The organism is Rhodococcus sp. USK10 (assembly GCF_019378875.1).
Lineage (GTDB): Bacteria > Actinomycetota > Actinomycetes > Mycobacteriales > Mycobacteriaceae > Rhodococcus_F > Rhodococcus_F pseudokoreensis.
Window position 1 is genome coordinate 1 of the sequence record NZ_CP076047.1, and the last position, 16,357, is coordinate 16,357.

Genomic DNA, 16,357 nt, shown 5'->3' on the forward strand with positions numbered 1-16,357 from the left:
CAGTGGGCCTGTTCCCGTTGCCGTTGATCGAGTCGCTTCGCTCCTCTGGGTTTCGAATATTAGGCTCTCACCTGCTCTTTCCATCGTTCCGTTCGATTCGGTACCCGACACCCGAACGAGGCTGGGGAGGCGGGAGGGTGCGCCGGACCCATCGCCCGCTCGCCTTCCCGCACCGCCCATCGTCATACCCACAGCATACCACCCACCCCAGGAGGCAAACCCACACAATACAAATCCTCAATCATCTAAATAGATTGTTAAACAACAGATTACACACATCAAAGTGTCGCTGCTGTGCATAGTCATCGAAACAATCTCAATAACAGTTGGTTACCCAAATATATTGCGAAACAACACCTTTCAAAACTCCCTCAAAACGGGGCGAAACGGGCACCCCGCCCCCACACCCCCGGCGCCGGCACTCCCCACCGAGGTCGCCGGCCCCCACACATCACAAACCGGGGACATGCCATCACACCAGGTCACAGCCCCATCACAGCCCACCGTGGGCACGCGGCCCGCACCCCGAGGGTCGGGTACGGGCCGCGTACGTTCGTGGGTCGGGCGGTTCTAGGGGGTCGGTTCCGGCACCGGCTCGGGGTCCAGCCACGGCGCACCGTCCCGGCCCTCCACATACACCCCGCCCGGCGGACCGTCGAGCACCGTACGCAGCAACTCCCGCGCCGCCGGGGATGCCTGCGCGAGCACTTCGTCGCGGTGCTGTTTCCAGTCCCAGTCCCAGCCCGCTCCGGCATCGACGCAGCTCACCACCGCATCGACGGGTTTGCCGTCGACGAACACCCACGCGTCGGTCGGGCCGTCCGGGTCCCGAACCAAGACGGCTTCCACCAGCGCCGTCACGGCTGGTCTGCCCGGGTGAGCGTGTAGCCGAGCGAGTCCGCGAGCAGGTGCAACAGATCATCCGCCGACGGCAACGGTGCCCGGTCCATCCGGTCCCGGATCGCGTCACACGCTTCCCGGTCCTCGCACATGCACTCGCTGTTGCGGGCACCGTTCTCGAGGCCCGAATCCAGACCGCAGCCGTCCACCGCCACCGGGTCCAACACCCACCGATCGACGCCGTCCCAGTCCCGCATCAGGTAGACCCAGATCGATTCCTCGATGTAGTGAGTGCCGCGCGCGAGGGCGCGTTCACCCTGCGACAGGTAGACCCCCGCCGGGGTGGGGACGTTGATGTTCGCCGTTGCGGTCGTTGTCGTGGTTGTCATGTGGGGAGTCCCTTCCTCGTTCAGTGGTTGACCATCGGGGCGAACACCGTGCCGGTCAGCAGGGCGTCCTTCTGGGCGTCAGACAGGCCCACCGTCTCGCCGTTGCCGTCGTGGGCCGCGAACACCACCACGCCGCAGAACGGCTGCCAGATCGCCCCGTGGGCGCGTGCAATCGCCGTCGCCATCACATTGACCTCCGCGTCCGCCACGATCGCGCCCTCGTCATCGACCCACATGTCCAACACGTCGGTCAGCCGCACCACATCGAACCAGCGGCACCCGATCGCCGACCGGATCGCCGCACCCGTGGACGGGGCCGCCCCGAGGTCGATCACCTCCAGGCAGCCGTCCACCCCGACCCGCACCGCCTGCACGGTCACCGCACTCATGCCTGCACCCCGCGCACCGTGAAGTCGTCGAGTTCCAGATCGTGGCGGCGGAACCCACCGATCCGGCGACCCACCGCCCGCGCCACCATCTCCCGATCGACGTCGTCCTCGGCGCACTCCGCCGACCGCGCCTCCACCGTCACACCGACCCGCGTCGTGATCGTCACCTCGCACTCCACCGAGAACTCCCGGCGGCGCGGCGGCAGATCGTGCTCGGCCATGAACCGATCGAACTCGCCGCACAAGTTGTTCTCGTCCGCCCACGCATGCGCTGAGGTCGCGACCGCGTCCACCCACTCCCGGTGCTCGGCCTGCGCCCCCTCGAGGCGCTCCCGCAGCGTCGCCGCCTCCCGCCGCGCCACCATCGCCGCCGCCAGCGAACCCGCCACCCGATCCCAGAACACCGGCACCGGACGCTGCAACGACGCGATCACCACCTGATCCGGGCGCACCCGCCCCTCCCACACCGGGGCCTCCGGGGAGAGCGGCACCACCGCCACCGACACTACCCGCTCCCCCACAGCAGAAGCACCCGCCGCCGACAACGCCGACACCTCGGCGCGGTCCGCGACCAACCACCCCGACGTCCACGCCTCACCGCAGCGCACCTCGACGAACACCCCATCCGCCGGGAGTACCCCACCAGCAGACACCACACCACCACTGCCGCTCGACACAGCCGCGTTCTCGACAACCGCAACATCCACAGACATCACAACTCCAAACCCCCAGAGATCACCCCTGGGACTCACCGGAGCGGAAGGGTGGTCAACCCCCTCCGCCCCGCATCAATTGGGAACACCGAAAACATAGCCCACCCCACCGACACAAACAAACCGAAACACACTGCACAACAAACGAATTCGAACCACACGCCACTCACAAACCCACCCCGAAATCAAGCCCCCAGACCCCCAAAACACCACCTACCCATCCCGTGCCGGGGCACGGGATGGGTAGGTGCAACGGGCCAGGTATTTTCTTGGCTATGCCGCTGAGCGATAGTCCCTCACTCTTGTTTCACTACACCGACGCTGGAGGGCTAAAGGGCATCGTCGAAGACACCGTCTTCTGGGGGACCGATATCAGGTACTTGAATGACTCCCGCGAGTTCAAGTACGGAATGAAAGGCCTTGTCAACGCCCTAGAGGTCGCTGATCAGCAGTCATCAAGCGCGCTCTCGTCGGATGCTCGGGTCGCGTGCGCCGACTACTTCGAAGCCCTTCGCACCGGCCAGGACATCCGTCCCGACGCCACAGTCCCGAAGTACGTGATGGTTAACAGCGTCAAAACGGCCCTCAAAACATTGGACGGACTGGGCCTGCAATTCGGCGAGCACCTGATGGGAAGCTACGTCGTCAGCCTCACCAGGCACGCGGACTCACTCAGCCAATGGCAGGGATACGGCAACAACGGGAACGGCTTCGCGATCGGTTTTGACCAAGACATGTTGCACAAGGTCACATATCGAAAGTGGGACCACCACCGCAACGAATGGACGGACAGCCCCACCTCACAACCCATCAAGGTTGAATATGGGAGGAAAGCTCGGGCGAAACTCGTCGACGACGTCATCGAGGCACTTGTCGACGGATCCGGAGAATACGTGGAGCAATTCGCTCTCTACACTGTCCGGGCCGTCGGCTTAGCGCTTCGCGCCGCCGCTCTCGTCAAGCACCCCGGATTCAAGAACGAAGCCGAGTGGCGACTAATCGCATCGGACCTGCTCCAGGAAAGAGACATCAAGTTCCAGCCGAGCGGCACCTTTTCCCTCTTGCCCTACGTTGAAATGTCTTTTCCCAAGGACGCCATCCGAACAATCGTGGTGGGACCAGGTAGACACACCAAACTTCGGATAAGCGCCGTCAATCAGTTCCTTGCAGTCAACGGGTACTCCGACGTCGACGTGGTTCCATCATCAGTTCCATTCCGTGGCTGATCACCTTCATCCGCCCCAAGGCAGCAACCGTTGGTCAACCAGTCGCGCGGAGGCAGTGATATCCGTCGTCGGCCAAATCCCGGTGCCCTACCACAGGACGGCAATGCATTTGTGCTGTGGGCACGATCAGCGGTGTTGGTCGATGCCCCACTATCCCGCGACCACGCGACGAACCTCCCACAACATACGCAGCTAGTGGTCTGTCTGCGATTTGATCTTGTGGAGGGCGGTGCGGCCGCGTTGGACTTTGGCGATGATGTCTTCCGCGGTCACTTTCCACACGAAGGGTTTGGGTTCCTCGTTCCAGTGTTGTGCCCACGTGGTGATCGCGTCGGCAAGGTCGGTGACGCTGGTGAAGACGCCGCGGCGCAGCCGCTTGTCGGTCAGTTCTTTGAACCAGCGTTCGATCAGGTTCAGCCAGGAACTCGACGTTGGGGTGTAATGTAGGTGCCACCGGCGACGGTTCTTGTGCGCCAACCACGCTTTGATTTCCGGGGTCGAGTGCGCGGACAGGTTGTCGAGCACGACGTGAACGTCGAGCGAGCGCGGGACGCTGGCGTCGATCTGCTTGAAGAACCGCAGCACATCGGCTCCGGCGTGGCCCTTGCGGAGGTCTGTGAGGACCTCCCCGGTGCCGACGTTCATCGCCGCGAACAGATCGATGGTGCCGTTGCGCTTGTAGTCGTGGGTCATCGTCCCGGCGCGTCCTGGCTTCATGGGCAGCGACGGCTGGATGCGGTCCAACGCCTGGCATTGCGTCTTCTCGTCGAACGAGAACACCACCGCCCGCGCGGGCGGGTTCAGGTACAGCCCAACGACATCGACGAGTTTCTCCTCGAATCGCGGATCGTTGCTGATCTTGAACGTCGCGACCCGCCAGGGCTTGAGATTTTGATCAGCCCAGATCTTGGCGACGGAGTCCTTCCCGATCCCGACGCGGGCGGCCATCGTCCGGGTGCTCCAGTGTGTCGAGCCGTCCGCCGGACGCTCCTGATGGGTCAACCGCAGCACCTCTTCGACTGTGCCCGCCGGCAAACTCGGTTTGCGGCCTCGCCCCTTCGCGACCGTCCCGACCCCGGAAGTTCCCTCTTCTGTGAAGCGAGAGCGTCAGCGCCACACCGCTTCCGGAGTCACCTGGCAACGTCTGGCTATCTCGGCATTGGCCACCCCGTCGCCTGCCCACAGCAAGGCCCGCGCCTGGACCACCTTCCGGTGCGGCAGTGTCGTCGAGGCCGCCATCCGCCTCAACTCCGCCCGCTGTTCGTCACTGACCGACAACGCCGCTGCAACCATGCGTCGACTATATAAAACGCTCGACTAATTCGCAGACGGACCACTAGCATTTCAGCTCATGACAGATATCGTCGCCGTAGTCATCGCGGGTCTCGCTGCGATCGTGTCCGGATGGGCTCTTCTCCATTCAAAGCGCTCGGCTGAGGCGTCACGGGACTCCGCTGACGCGGCAATCCGGGCCGAACATGAGAGGGAATACGGATGGCGAATCGAGTCTCACGACGACCCGCTGTTCTGCTTCGTATTGCGGAACACGGGCACGGTTGATGCCGAGGCCGTCGCCTTGGAAGGTGCGTACCACCCACTTGCGTTCAAGCTCGGAGATGTTGGGCCAGATGACCCGGTCTTCATCGGTGCTGGCCAGTCACGTCGGTTCGCTGCCGCCACCGACATCGATGGGAATTGGGGTGGAGACATCACGATTACCTGGACGCCTCGTGCCGGCCACCGTGCGAATGAATCACAGACATGGGTGGAAGCACCACCATCCCGGCGCAGCTAGGCGCCGGAGATCGCCAGCAGTTCTTACATTTCTCCGCCCGCGTTGGCGTCGACTGTAAGCTCGACAAACTCAACTACCGTGTCGAATGGAATTTTCACTTTCTGAGTGGATGCCCGCTCGGTCGGTGTTTCACCCCAAGCGATCGTGGCCAACCAAAGCCCTCGAGGGTCGGTGAGGACGGGGACAAGATCTACGAGTTTGCCAAGCTGGTTGTAGCCGCCGTTGGCTCGGCCGACGTACCGCCCGATAGAAGACCGGTCGAGGTCGCGCCCGGCGACGCGTGTCAGCCGCACTTGTCCCTTACCAGACGGGCCGCCGATAATTTCAGCTTCGTTCTCCTCGACAGGTGTATCAATGCGCTGAGCGCCGGTGCGTATCCGAAGCGCTTCGATAGCCCCATTGCTATTGGTGAACGTCGGTCGTTGCACATCCCCGACCGTCGCCTTGAAGACAGCCTCGGTGTCAGCATTTACCTTTTCCGAGAAGGCTGTGAGCTCGTCGACCTTGCTCTTGAAATGGACAATCGAGACTTTCCGGTGGAGCCACGTCGTCTGTGGTGGGATCCGGTAGATGGCCGCGCTGAGCAAGTCGTCCGTGGCAATCATGAGCTGCTTCATTCGTTCGGTGCATCGCCGTTCAAGGAGTGCGAGACTGAACTCCTTCGAACTCGGTTCCGTCCGACGGTCACCTCCGAGCTCCGAGATGTCTTGCGCGAGCTTCAACACGAACGATGCCCGGTAGTTCAACTCAGAGTCGACCAGACTCATCTTGAGCAGGTCGGCGGCGCGGTGGATCTCGAAGATCTTGTCGGCGAACTTGCTCATCTGCTCATCGCACTTGTTGTTTGCGTCGTCGAACTCGGCATCGTCCCGTGCTGCCCTGCGGCGCTCGAGCCAGGTTGCGAGTTCTCCAGCCTGTGGAGCGGCACCGTTGACCGCTGCGGAGAAGTCGGCAACCGCTTTTCGTTGCTCGGTACGCCGGGCCTGTTCGCGGTTCCACTTCTCGCGCCGGAGTGTAAGCCTGTGGGTTACGAGGGCCACCGCAAAGAGCCAGATCCAATTCGGCTGTTGTGAAAGCCAGTCGAACACTTCAGGCATGCGTGCCCCTTCTTTCATAACCGACCAAGGACGAGCGGTAGTTGCGTATTCGCGACGGCGGACGATACCTCGCGACCCTGACACATTTGCTCCAGCGCAGTGTGGGGCACCTGTCCAATCGAGCAGAACTCTCCCGCCCCGACCCGAATTCGGCAGATACCTCCGCGGGTACCGCAGCGCCACCCCGAGCACCGAACTAGCGGCGCATACACGCCACCCAACGACTACTTAGCGTGATGGCAACAGCACCTTTGCACGGCGGGCGGGGTGTATGTACGGCGGCCTCAGTCCCATCTGCCCCTCCCCACCGGTCCGCAGGTCGCCGCGCCCGTGCAGGCAGGCCGCGGGTGCGGTACGGCCGAGGCAGCCGTCCGGGTGCAGGTGCGCGAACTCCCACCGGTCGGCGGCCGGTTCTTCGGTGATCTCCCAGGACAAGACGTGGCCGTGGCCGGCGCTGCGCTTCTTCCCGATCGAGACCACGGGTGCGAGCAGCTCAGTGACGGCGGCCGAGTCCCCGACGGCCCGCCACACCAGGTGCCGGCACACCGTCAGCGGCAGCGGCATCACCCGGGAGCGGTAGCGGCCCTGCCGTTCGGACACCAACGCCGGCAACTGATCCGACATCTGTTCGAGGGCCTGCTGATCCGGGCGGGCGGACCAGTACTGCACGTGTGGGCCCGGAACCTCGTCCTCCGGGAAAGCAAAGGTCGCCGCCCAATGCCACCCCTCGCCGCCGTCGCCGGTACAGCGGGCCAGCGGCAGGTCCAGATCCTCCGGAACGGTGTCCGGGCTGTACGGCTCGTAGTCGATACCAGCCTCCAACGCCGCGGCCTTGGTGTTCTCCCGGATCTCGGAGGCGAGGAGTCCGTCGAGGCTGATGCCCCACGGCGCCCCGTGCGCGACGCCGGCGGCCATCCGGGCGCGGATCACCAGCGGCACCATCCCCGCAGCAACTTCGAGGGTCACGCGGGGAGTGAGAGCAGGGTTTCCAGGGCCTCATCACGCCGTGCGCCGACGATCTCCCGCCAATCGACCACCGGGCCACCCTCAGCATGCTCGGTGATGGTGGTGGCAATCTGGCCGTGCCCGATCCCCGACCTTCCGCCGAGCCACCCCGACCGGGTGAACTCTGCCAGGACGCCCGCAGCGAACGCGTAGTCGAGGTCGGAACCGCGGACCAGCTGCACCCACGACTCGAACCGGGTCCCCGGCGCGAGGGTTTCGATGTCGTACCGCATCACCGGCGACCCCGACCCACCCGATGCGGCTTCCGGGTCGACAGTGGTGCCGGCATGACCGGCGATCACGTCGTCAAGGTGCGAATAGGACTCGAGGGCTTCGATGTCGAACCGGGACGGAATCGGCTGCCCCTCGTAGCTTCGACGGAGGATTGGGGTCGCTTCGGTGACGATCGGAACCACATGCCCGACGCGCAGACACCCGTCGATCGGCGCCGCCCCTATGGCGCCGCCGAACACACTCAGCAGCGGAACCAACTCCCGGAGCTGATGCAGGCGGCGGCCGGTAATCGGCTCGGCCTGCGTTTTCACAATCGCGCCGCCGTTGCGCAGCGCGTGCGCGACCGCGAGCGGGAGCCGGCCTTCGTAGTGCAGGACGTCGCGCAGCATCCCCTCTGCGATCCGGCGCAGAACGCCGCGGAAGGAGTTCCCGGAGATCACCGGGACCAGCTCCACCGACCCATCAGGCTGGAGGACCTTCATTCGCCGGCCGATCGCGGTGGTGCCGATCAGCTCCCCGCGGTGCGAGATCGGAGACCGCGCGGTCATCTCCAGCTCCCACATCCGCGTCACGGTCACGACGCCAACCCCCGGACGTCGCCGGTGCGGGCTGCCCGGACCGCATCCGCGACGATCCGGGTCCGCAACGTCAGGGCGATTGTCTGATCGCGCATCACCTGCAGCACCGGCCGCGCCTCACTCGTGAGCAGCATGGCCAGTTCCGCGCGTTGTTCGTCGGTGCGCGGACTCGCCCCGAGGCGGGCCGCCGACGCGGTCCACCACTGATGCAGGTTGATGCTGTTGTAGGTGGCCAACCGGATCCGGGTGGGCAGCAAAGTGTCCCAGTAATCACCGCGACGGGCACCCACCCAGTTGTTGCCCGACCAGTCGATTCCGTAGTGCAGCAACAACACCAACCGCTCCGCCACCTGCGCGGCCGGATCGGCCAGCGCCGGCAACTGTGGGACCGTGGCCAGCCAGCTCTCTGTCACCGAAAACGTCTGCTTCCCCGAGATGTTCATCGCGGCTGATCCTAGAGAAGACGAGCCGTTTTCTCGAGTCGAGAAATCCGAGAGACGCCCCGGCCGCCGGGATGCGGAACCGACCGCCTCCTACCTCGCACGGTGCGCTTGTGGTGCGGAACAATCTTCCGGGTGCCCTGAGCTCCCTGGCCTGCGGGTGACCGGGTTCGGCTCGGCGTTCGGAGGGCCTCAGCCTGCGAAGGTTGTCGCTTCCGGGTGGGAGACTTCTCCGCGTGCATGCGTTCATCGACGAATCCAAACGGGGCGAGTACGCCCTGTGTGCTGTGACGGTCGCGTCCGGCGACCTCACCGCCCTGCGCAAGCAGATGAACGCCCTCCGCCCACCCGGGCACACCCGCATCCACATGACCAGCGTCGGGAAGAAGCTGGCGCCGAAGATCGTCTCCGACGTCGCACGACTGGAGGCGAGCAGCCGGCTCTACCTGGTGAGCTCGAAGAAGGTCAACGAACGCCAGGCCCGGGATGCGACCCTCGCGGCCGCGGTGCGGGATCTCGCGCAGATGGCGGTGACGAACCTGGTCATCGAGTCGTGCGATCAGGACCGGGAGGACAACCGGGTCATCCGCGACGAACTCGGCGCCGAGGTCCCGTTCCGGTACACCCACGACCGGCCGACCAACTCCCTCTTATGGTTGCCCGATGTGCATGCTTGGGCCTGGGGGCGCGGTGGCAGCATGCGGGCGAAGATCGCGCACCGCATCACCGTTGTACGGATCTGAAAACACGAGAACGCCCCTCCAACTATGAGGGGCGTTCGTCGTATATGGGTGGGCGCGCAAGGCTGGAAACCTCTGGGTGGGGCTGCCTACGAGGGGTACTTACGCCCCGGAGACCTCCTACACGAACCGCTTCCCTCGGCTACTGCCTCGGGCACCCACATTATGTCGGCCGACGTTGCGTCGACGCAACCACAACACCGATACCCGCACGTCAACGCGATCGAGTGGGCTGCCGGCGGTACCGGTCGAGGTGCCCCCAGACGTCGGCCGGACCGGCCGGGGATCGTCGGCTGCGTCCCACCTTCCGCGGCCTGACGGCGGCCTGCCGGGACATCCGCACCCGCGATCGGGCCGGCACCCGGTGCCGAGGAGGGCCGTGTTGGTGCATCGACGAACGGCGAACGGATCCGGTGCCATCCGCGTACGACAGTCCCCGACTCCCAGTTTCGTTGGCATCGCCTCGTGGACAGTCCCCACTCGGAAATACGTTCGGATCCGGCGTACCCCGAACCGACGGCGCGGGCGCCGTTACCGGCGGCTGGCGCGCAGGCCGACCTCGAACCACGGCCCCGCCTGCCGCCACACCCCGAGGCTGTGCCAGTCGTCGAGGAGCTGTGGCCACTGCTCGGCCGGCAGCCGGCTCAGCACCGGGTACGCCGGGGTGTCCTGCCGCAGCATCATCTCGGTGAAGCCGTGACCGCGCAGTCGCCGCATCACCGTCAGCCGGTCCGCATCCGCGGCGGCCCATGTCAGCCCGGCGTCGTCGACCGTGACCTGACCCCAGGAGGCGTCGGGCAGGAGGTGTTTGCGGCCGGGCCGCAGCGGCACGATCACCGCGGTGTCCGCATTGATCGGGGTGGAGAGCACCTGGTGGAGCAGTGCCGGGCTGGCCGCCCGGATTGTCGCCGGGTCCCGGGTGACGACATGCGCGTCGACACGCAGCGGGCGGCGCCGGTACACCCACACGCACACCTGACACAGGCGCCGGCCGGCCAAGTTCGTCCACGACTCAAACCCGGTGAACCGGCGTGAGATCACCTGCCCGACCGGAATCATCACCGTCGTGGCGTGCCCGCACCGCGCGCACCCGGCCACCCGATCCGCGGGCTCGGCGTGTTCCGGGATGCCGACGGCGGCGGTGTAGGCGGCCCACACCACATCCGATGGTGCCGCGGTCAGGTTCGGCGCCGTCACAGCGCCGAAGTGCGGTGGCTGGCGCCTCTGGGGTATTGCTCGGCGACCTCGCTCGTCTCCCGGGCCAGCCAGGTCAGCTCCCCCGCCGGATGGTCCGCGGCCGTCATCAGATCCGCCCACTCGTACTGCGGGCCCCGGACGCACACCAACGCCAACTCGTTCTCGGACAACGTCTGCCACAGCTGCTCCACCGCGGACGACCCCATGCCGTCTATTCAACCGCAGCACACCGTCGGTGCCGAGGATCGGCACCGGCCATGTCGCATCTCGGCGCCGCACCCGGCACCATCGTGTGTCGCTCTACCGGCTATGAGCACCCATATGGGCTATAGGGTCCTCATGTCGACGCGGGAGTGGAGCTGTTCGGCACCGTGCGGAGGCGGGGTCGTAGCCTGGCCGCTGTGGTGACGACACCGGACCCCGGCCTGGACATCTCGACGTTGCGCGGGCTCCGGGCGCCGTCGGTCAAAACCTGTGCCGCGGCCGTCGCGGACATCACCGCCCGGATCGAGGCGCACCTTTCCGCCCGTGACGGGTACGTGGCGTTCTCCGGCGGCAAGGACTCCCTCGTCGTCCTCGACCTGGTCCGCCGGGTGGAACCGGATGTGCCGGTGGTGTTCTTCGACTCCGGCCTCGACTACCCCGAAACCTACGACTACCTCACCGACCTCGCGGACCGGTGGGAACTGGATCTGCACCGCATCCCGGCTGATCCGCCACTGCTCGACGTGCTGGCAGCTTCTGGTCTCTGGGACCATGCCGTCCCCACCGATGACGCGGCCGCGCGGGTGGATCTGCAGCAGGTGCTGATCACCGAACCCGCCCGCCGCGCCCACGCATTGCTCGGGCCGGGTGAGCTGTGGGGTGTGCGTGCCGACGAATCCGCCGCCCGCCGACACCTGTACACCCGCGGCGGCCGCCGGGACGGGACCATCGCCCGCGCCGACGGCACGATCGCGTACGGGCCGATCTGGAACTGGACCACCGCCGATGTCTGGGCACACATCACCCGACACCAGTTGCCGGTGAATCCGGTCTACGACAGGCTCACCCAGCTCGGGGTCCCCGACAGCCAGCATCGTCTCTCACACCTGATCGACGGCAATCATCTCGACCGTGGACGGTTGACGTGGCTGCGCCGCGGATGGCCCGCTCTCTTCGAACAACTTAGTGACGCTCTGCCCCGGATTCGGCAACTGCCCTGAATTACGTTCGCCCGGTATGTTGCGGACTCAGATCCGCGGGCTCGTTCCTGCACGCCGCGGCCGGAGCAACCCGCCATCATCACCGGCACGCGTGTGCCGGTTCGAGGTATGTCACCGCCATCATCACCGGCACGCGTGTGCCGGTTCGAGGTATGTCACCGTCCTCTGAGAAGCGCAGCACGTGAGCCTGACGTTGCACTTCGAATACCCGAACCAGACCTCTGATCGGCAACCGTACGAGCACTTCGTCAAGGCGGCGCTGGCCCCGGCACGGGCAGAGGATGCCACCGTAACGCAGGTGATCTTCAGCGGGAACTTCGACCGCTCGGTGAATGACCGGTTGGCCTCGCCTGATCGTGCGTTTCGCAGTACTCATCGCGGGGGCGCCGGACTCACCGTCGCCAAGACGATGACATCCCCGCGCGGGGTGAACTGCTCCGACATCATCGTCAACCGGGCCCTTCTCACCCCGGACCTGACCAGAGTGCGGGTCGGCGGGATGTCCGGGAGTGCCCCTCGTTTCCTCGCACACGAGTTCCTGCACGCGGGAATTCGGAGGAGAGGTGAGCCGAGCACACCCGGGGACACCGACCGAACTTTCTGGAGCACTCGGGCCTGGCGCACCCTCGATGAGCATCGTGGAGCGGGCGTTGTGCCGCACCTGGCCTCAGGACGTCGACTACATCGGTGACTACGCGGACTTCGGGACCGATTTCGTGCGTGCACTGCGAGAGACCCGTGGTGATGTGGCCCAGCATGTCCTGGGGCGCTTTCCGGCGTTATGCGAGAAGCTGGCGTACGCGTTCGCTGCAGCCGGCGTAACCGATCCGGTCGCCGCAGTACACCGCCTGCCTCGTTCCTCGGCCCTGCGCCGGGACGGACTCGTCCCGGTCGAAGTGATGGAATCGTTGTTGGCCGCACCCGATGCGCTCACCCCCGCACCCGCAGAAGAACTTGTTGCGCACGCGGATCGCATCCGGTGGGTACTGCAGTCCTGGCTCCGTGATCTGGGTTACACCGTCGAGATGTTCGACGGAGGAATGGTGGGGGTCTTCTCCGTTTGAGTACTTTCGGGAACCGCTCCGTCCCTGGGCAACGGCTCAAGACAGGAGCGACACCGACAGTCTCGGAGGCCTCGTCAGCCGCATATACTCCTGATCGTGGAAGATGAGACCTCCTGGTTGCCTGCGGAGTTGGCGCCTGTGGCCCTGCGGCTCGCGCGGGCCGACCAGGCCGCGTATCAGCTGAGCGAACTGACATTGAACTGGTCGCGAGGAGCCGAGGATCGCGGCGCGCTGGACCTTGTCGAGGTCCTGACGGATGCCGGGAACCTCGACCTTGTCGTCGCCGGTATCCGTCCGATTCCCCCGCTGGTACCGATGCTGTTCAGTGAGGCTGTCCATCACCTCCGTGCCGCCATCGAGAACACGCTCTTTCACCTGGTTGAGTCGTCGCGCGGCGCGGAGATCACCGGCAATCAGGCCCTGGCGATACAAATGCCCGTCTACCAGGAACAACGAGCTCTCGAAGTTTGGCAGACCAAGGTGGTAAGGAGGGGAATCGTCGAACTGGCCGCGGGAACGAAACTCGGCAACCGGGTGGCGCACCTTCAGCCCTGTGCGGACGAGTCCGCGGTGCCGTCAATCGATCCGGCACTCGCCGCATTGATGGGGGTGCAACCGCACTACGCACACCCGATGGTGCTCCTGCAGAAGTACTCGAATACCGACAAGCATCATGCGATCCGCATGGCAGCCGCTCGCGGCGTGGTCCAGCGACACGACGAGCCGTTTTTCGACAGTGACCGCAGTATGCGGCCGATCGAGGTCGGCGACGTTCTGACGACTACGCGCCCCGGAACCCCGGTAGTGGTCGACGCCTCCATGGCGGTTCACGTCCTGCGCCCGGACGGTGCGGTGTGGGTCGCCCCCGCCCGCGAGCTCGATCACCTGTACCGACACGTCAGCAATACCGTCATCCCGACTCTCGTCACCGGATTCGCGCTCACGAAGTCGCTCCCCCCTCAGATCGAGCTCGGCGACACCGGCGACGGCGATTCCGAACGGATCCGCCTTGGCGGCTGGCAGTCGGCCTACGAACGGATGGCGGCGGTTACGGACGCGGCCTACCACCAGAGCCTCGCCACCGCACCCCAGTTCCCCACACGCCGCACCTGACGATTCTCCCCAACGAAATCCGAAAGGTTGCGCCCCGTCTGCTTCAACTCTCGAATGCCGGCCACCGCCCAGCCACCCTTTCGGCGAATCACCGAACAACCCAGGCAGATCTGCTCAAGGGTCGATGACCGGTCACCGACAGGCGTGCACATTGTGCCGGGCCCGCTGACCTGGCTTCGTCGCGGATGGCCCGCCCTCTTCCAGCAGATCGCAGTCGCCCTGCCCCGGATCCGGCAACTCGCCTGACCGGCCGATGCACCGGCACGGCCAACCCTCGGTGGCCTGGGGAGACGACACGTCCCCGGACGTGTGTCCGGTCTATGCCTTGGCGAGGATGTCGGCGGCCGCCGCGAAGTCGGCGAACGACTCGTCCACCATCCGCAAGACGGGCAGGACCACTGTCTCCTCGATGTGGTGGATGTGCTTCCAGGTCCACCCGGTGATCGATTGCGGTCCTTCGGTTTCCGGTCCGAAGAACCGGGTGATCCCGGCGTCGCTGTATCCCCAATCGAGCAGTTCCTGTCGGGTACACCAGTCGTCGCGCGGCTCGGCGACGGTGATGGTGTGCTCGATGGTGCCGCCGATCACGTTCCCGTTCTCGTCGAATGCGCCGCCGCTATAGCTGACCGTGAGGCCGGGTGCCTGGTCGCGGATCTCGTCCTCGGTCGCCGGTCGGGTGTACACGTAACAGTCGCCTTCCTCTCTAGGGTTATCGCAATTCCACGCTATAATTCGATTACTGAAGATGCACTGGATGAGCCGGAGGCGTTCACCCCTACTCGGGGTCGGTGCCTCCGGTTTTCTCTTTCGCCAGCCGCTCCTCGGTCATCTTCTTCTTCAACTCCCGACGGGCCCGTTGCTTCGGTGTCTCCTCCGCCGGCTCACACTCCTCAACGGGCCGGAACCGCGCCCGCCCCAGCTTGATATCCGGGTGCACGACGAGCTCGGGGCGGCCCTTGTCATCGGTGAACAGTCCCATCGCAACCTCCTAATCCTCGGTGATGTCCCGTAGCTGCACGATCATTCGCCGGCCGATACCCCCATCCGGGCGACGGTAGCGCCCCTCCCCACAGGAGACCACCTCGAACCGCATCCCCCGCGGCAGCAGGTGCGCGGTGTCGTCGACCGAGTCCGACCGGCCCAGATACATGCCCCGGCCGGTCACGATCTCGAACACCACATCCCGCTCCCCCAGCGTGCCGTCCAGTTCGTGGACGGCATGGGCGGTCATCGTGTACCGGTCGAAGTCCAGACGTGAGCCCGGCTGCAGCGTCGAGGGCAGGTTGACCGCCTGCTGCGGCACCTCGTGTGGAAGGGTCACCGCGCAGTACAGGATGTGGCCGCGGTCATTGAACCGTTCCGCGGTCTGAATGGCCCGGTCCACCCGCTGCACCTGCGAGCGCATATTCTCCTCCAGGTGCTGCGCGTCCCCGCCCGCCGCCGACAATGCCTCGCCCACGGTGTCCCAGCGGACCGGGTCGTCGACCAGATTCTGCACCGCGGTGTACCCGACCTTCGGCAACAGTGACTGCGCCCTACGTTTGTTGACCGACCGGACCTTGCGCTGGCGGGAACTCGGCGGCAGGCGAATCGAATCCGGAATCGGCAACCCCCGACGCTTGCGCTCGGAGAACTCCGGGACAGTGGTCCGGGGGAAGGCACGCTCGAGGTCCTTGCGGGCGCGGGTGAACTCGGCGTCCTCGACCATCCGGTCCAGATCCCGCGCCGAATCCCGCTCCCGGGCCCGGTCGTCATAGGTGGCCGCCGGCCGGTAGCCAGCCGACTTCGATGCAGGCGTGGTACTGGTGCCGGCCTCCGGATCCAACCGGGCGGCCGACGCATCCGGACTGAGGTTGTACGCCACCAGATCCCCTCCCCCTGTGTCGAACACACCCCCGAGATGGCGAAGCGTGGCAGGCGTGAGTTTCCCAATTGACGGCCTGCCACGCTCGGACCCAACCCCGAAGGGCGGGTCAACCGCGGGAGCGGCATGTACCGGTGACCAAACCAGTGACGTGCTCCCACGCGTATTGCCGGCCTTACGGCCGCGCGCACCTCACACTACCGAAACGTACCGGCCCAGTTCGACCAACACTCACCGGCATCACGTCAGATCGCGCGGCGGCCGTTCCAGACTGTTCAGCTCATCGAGCACCCGATCGACCGCCGTCGTCGGGATACGGAAGTCCTCGCCCTCCGACCCACGGAGGCGGTCGCGTACGGAGGCGAGCATGACCAGTTCATCCTTGAGGCCTGCGGTGGTTCGGTCGCTCATCGTCTCATCCTGCCTGGAGCGGGGGGCGTCCCCAGTTGTGTCGCTCGGCGGCGTCGG

The 16,357-nt window shown here is 65.6% G+C and carries 20 protein-coding genes and 1 pseudogene; 6 read left to right on the forward strand and 15 right to left on the reverse strand.

Annotated features, from left to right (window positions below):
* Positions 1-570: 570 nt before the first annotated feature.
* Genes I1A62_RS00585 through I1A62_RS00600 form a run of 4 tightly spaced genes read right to left on the reverse strand, consistent with a single transcriptional unit; the run spans position 571 to position 2,331 of the window.
* Complete coding sequence (locus I1A62_RS00585) at positions 571-861, reverse strand: hypothetical protein (RefSeq protein WP_257890313.1); 291 nt, start codon at positions 859-861, stop codon at positions 571-573.
* Complete coding sequence (locus I1A62_RS00590) at positions 858-1,229, reverse strand: hypothetical protein (protein WP_219453462.1); 372 nt, start codon at positions 1,227-1,229, stop codon at positions 858-860. Before I1A62_RS00590 ends, I1A62_RS00585 begins: the two co-directional genes overlap by 4 nt.
* A 20-nt stretch (positions 1,230-1,249) precedes the next feature.
* Positions 1,250-1,618, reverse strand: coding sequence for a DUF3846 domain-containing protein (locus tag I1A62_RS00595; RefSeq protein ID WP_219453463.1), 369 nt, complete (start codon positions 1,616-1,618; stop codon positions 1,250-1,252).
* Complete coding sequence (locus tag I1A62_RS00600; RefSeq protein ID WP_219453464.1) at positions 1,615-2,331, reverse strand: hypothetical protein; 717 nt, start codon at positions 2,329-2,331, stop codon at positions 1,615-1,617. The genes I1A62_RS00595 and I1A62_RS00600 overlap by 4 nt, the downstream gene beginning before the upstream one ends.
* A gap of 275 nt (positions 2,332-2,606) precedes the next feature.
* On the opposite strand from I1A62_RS00600, the gene I1A62_RS00605 reads away from it, so the two are divergent.
* Positions 2,607-3,557, forward strand: a complete 951-nt coding sequence (locus I1A62_RS00605) for a DUF2971 domain-containing protein (protein WP_219453465.1) — start codon at positions 2,607-2,609, stop codon at positions 3,555-3,557.
* Positions 3,558-3,749: 192 nt separating this feature from the next.
* Here the strand turns inward: I1A62_RS00605 and I1A62_RS00610 are convergent.
* Positions 3,750-4,850, reverse strand: a pseudogene (locus I1A62_RS00610) (IS630 family transposase).
* A gap of 58 nt (positions 4,851-4,908) precedes the next feature.
* Between I1A62_RS00610 and I1A62_RS00615 the strand changes: the two are divergent.
* Positions 4,909-5,352, forward strand: a complete 444-nt coding sequence (locus I1A62_RS00615; RefSeq protein ID WP_219453466.1) for a hypothetical protein — start codon at positions 4,909-4,911, stop codon at positions 5,350-5,352.
* Between the two features lie 23 nt (positions 5,353-5,375).
* On the opposite strand, the gene I1A62_RS00620 is transcribed toward I1A62_RS00615, so the two are convergent.
* The 4 genes from I1A62_RS00620 to I1A62_RS00635 form a co-directional block, all read right to left on the reverse strand.
* The gene (locus I1A62_RS00620; RefSeq protein ID WP_219453467.1) at positions 5,376-6,449 is read right to left on the reverse strand and encodes a hypothetical protein; all 1,074 of its coding nucleotides are present in this window, start codon (positions 6,447-6,449) and stop codon (positions 5,376-5,378) included.
* Positions 6,450-6,677: 228 nt separating this feature from the next.
* On the reverse strand, positions 6,678-7,415 hold the full coding sequence (locus tag I1A62_RS00625) for a hypothetical protein (protein WP_257890314.1): 738 nt from the start codon (positions 7,413-7,415) through the stop codon (positions 6,678-6,680).
* The gene (locus I1A62_RS00630) at positions 7,412-8,266 is read right to left on the reverse strand and encodes an RAMP superfamily CRISPR-associated protein (protein WP_219453468.1); all 855 of its coding nucleotides are present in this window, start codon (positions 8,264-8,266) and stop codon (positions 7,412-7,414) included. The genes I1A62_RS00625 and I1A62_RS00630 overlap by 4 nt, the downstream gene beginning before the upstream one ends.
* Positions 8,263-8,709 (reverse strand): hypothetical protein, encoded by a 447-nt coding sequence (locus tag I1A62_RS00635; protein WP_257890315.1) that lies wholly within the window; start codon positions 8,707-8,709, stop codon positions 8,263-8,265. The genes I1A62_RS00630 and I1A62_RS00635 overlap by 4 nt, the downstream gene beginning before the upstream one ends.
* A 233-nt stretch (positions 8,710-8,942) precedes the next feature.
* Here I1A62_RS00635 and I1A62_RS00640 point away from each other — a divergent pair, with 233 nt between their 5' ends.
* The gene (locus I1A62_RS00640; protein ID WP_257890316.1) at positions 8,943-9,449 is read left to right on the forward strand and encodes a hypothetical protein; all 507 of its coding nucleotides are present in this window, start codon (positions 8,943-8,945) and stop codon (positions 9,447-9,449) included.
* 528 nt (positions 9,450-9,977) lie between these two features.
* On the opposite strand, the gene I1A62_RS00645 is transcribed toward I1A62_RS00640, so the two are convergent.
* On the reverse strand, positions 9,978-10,643 hold the full coding sequence (locus tag I1A62_RS00645; RefSeq protein ID WP_257890317.1) for a hypothetical protein: 666 nt from the start codon (positions 10,641-10,643) through the stop codon (positions 9,978-9,980).
* Positions 10,640-10,849, reverse strand: a complete 210-nt coding sequence (locus tag I1A62_RS00650) for a hypothetical protein (RefSeq protein WP_219453469.1) — start codon at positions 10,847-10,849, stop codon at positions 10,640-10,642. Before I1A62_RS00650 ends, I1A62_RS00645 begins: the two co-directional genes overlap by 4 nt.
* A 195-nt stretch (positions 10,850-11,044) precedes the next feature.
* Here I1A62_RS00650 and I1A62_RS00655 point away from each other — a divergent pair, with 195 nt between their 5' ends.
* The 3 genes from I1A62_RS00655 to I1A62_RS00665 all read left to right on the forward strand — a co-directional run bounded on the left by I1A62_RS00655 (position 11,045) and on the right by I1A62_RS00665 (position 14,025).
* Positions 11,045-11,848, forward strand: coding sequence for a phosphoadenosine phosphosulfate reductase family protein (locus tag I1A62_RS00655; RefSeq protein WP_219453470.1), 804 nt, complete (start codon positions 11,045-11,047; stop codon positions 11,846-11,848).
* A gap of 629 nt (positions 11,849-12,477) precedes the next feature.
* Complete coding sequence (locus I1A62_RS00660; protein ID WP_219453471.1) at positions 12,478-12,912, forward strand: hypothetical protein; 435 nt, start codon at positions 12,478-12,480, stop codon at positions 12,910-12,912.
* 96 nt (positions 12,913-13,008) lie between these two features.
* Positions 13,009-14,025: a hypothetical protein gene (locus I1A62_RS00665; protein ID WP_219453472.1), complete on the forward strand. Its 1,017-nt coding sequence runs from the start codon at positions 13,009-13,011 to the stop codon at positions 14,023-14,025.
* A 318-nt stretch (positions 14,026-14,343) separates the two neighbouring features.
* On the opposite strand, the gene I1A62_RS00670 is transcribed toward I1A62_RS00665, so the two are convergent.
* From I1A62_RS00670 to I1A62_RS00685, 4 genes are all read right to left on the reverse strand, one after another.
* Positions 14,344-14,709: a hypothetical protein gene (locus I1A62_RS00670; RefSeq protein WP_219453473.1), complete on the reverse strand. Its 366-nt coding sequence runs from the start codon at positions 14,707-14,709 to the stop codon at positions 14,344-14,346.
* Positions 14,710-14,800: 91 nt separating this feature from the next.
* Positions 14,801-15,004: a hypothetical protein gene (locus I1A62_RS00675; RefSeq protein WP_219453474.1), complete on the reverse strand. Its 204-nt coding sequence runs from the start codon at positions 15,002-15,004 to the stop codon at positions 14,801-14,803.
* A gap of 9 nt (positions 15,005-15,013) precedes the next feature.
* The gene (locus I1A62_RS00680) at positions 15,014-15,889 is read right to left on the reverse strand and encodes a hypothetical protein (RefSeq protein WP_219453475.1); all 876 of its coding nucleotides are present in this window, start codon (positions 15,887-15,889) and stop codon (positions 15,014-15,016) included.
* A gap of 240 nt (positions 15,890-16,129) precedes the next feature.
* Positions 16,130-16,300: a hypothetical protein gene (locus tag I1A62_RS00685; RefSeq protein WP_219453476.1), complete on the reverse strand. Its 171-nt coding sequence runs from the start codon at positions 16,298-16,300 to the stop codon at positions 16,130-16,132.
* Positions 16,301-16,357: the final 57 nt, after the last annotated feature.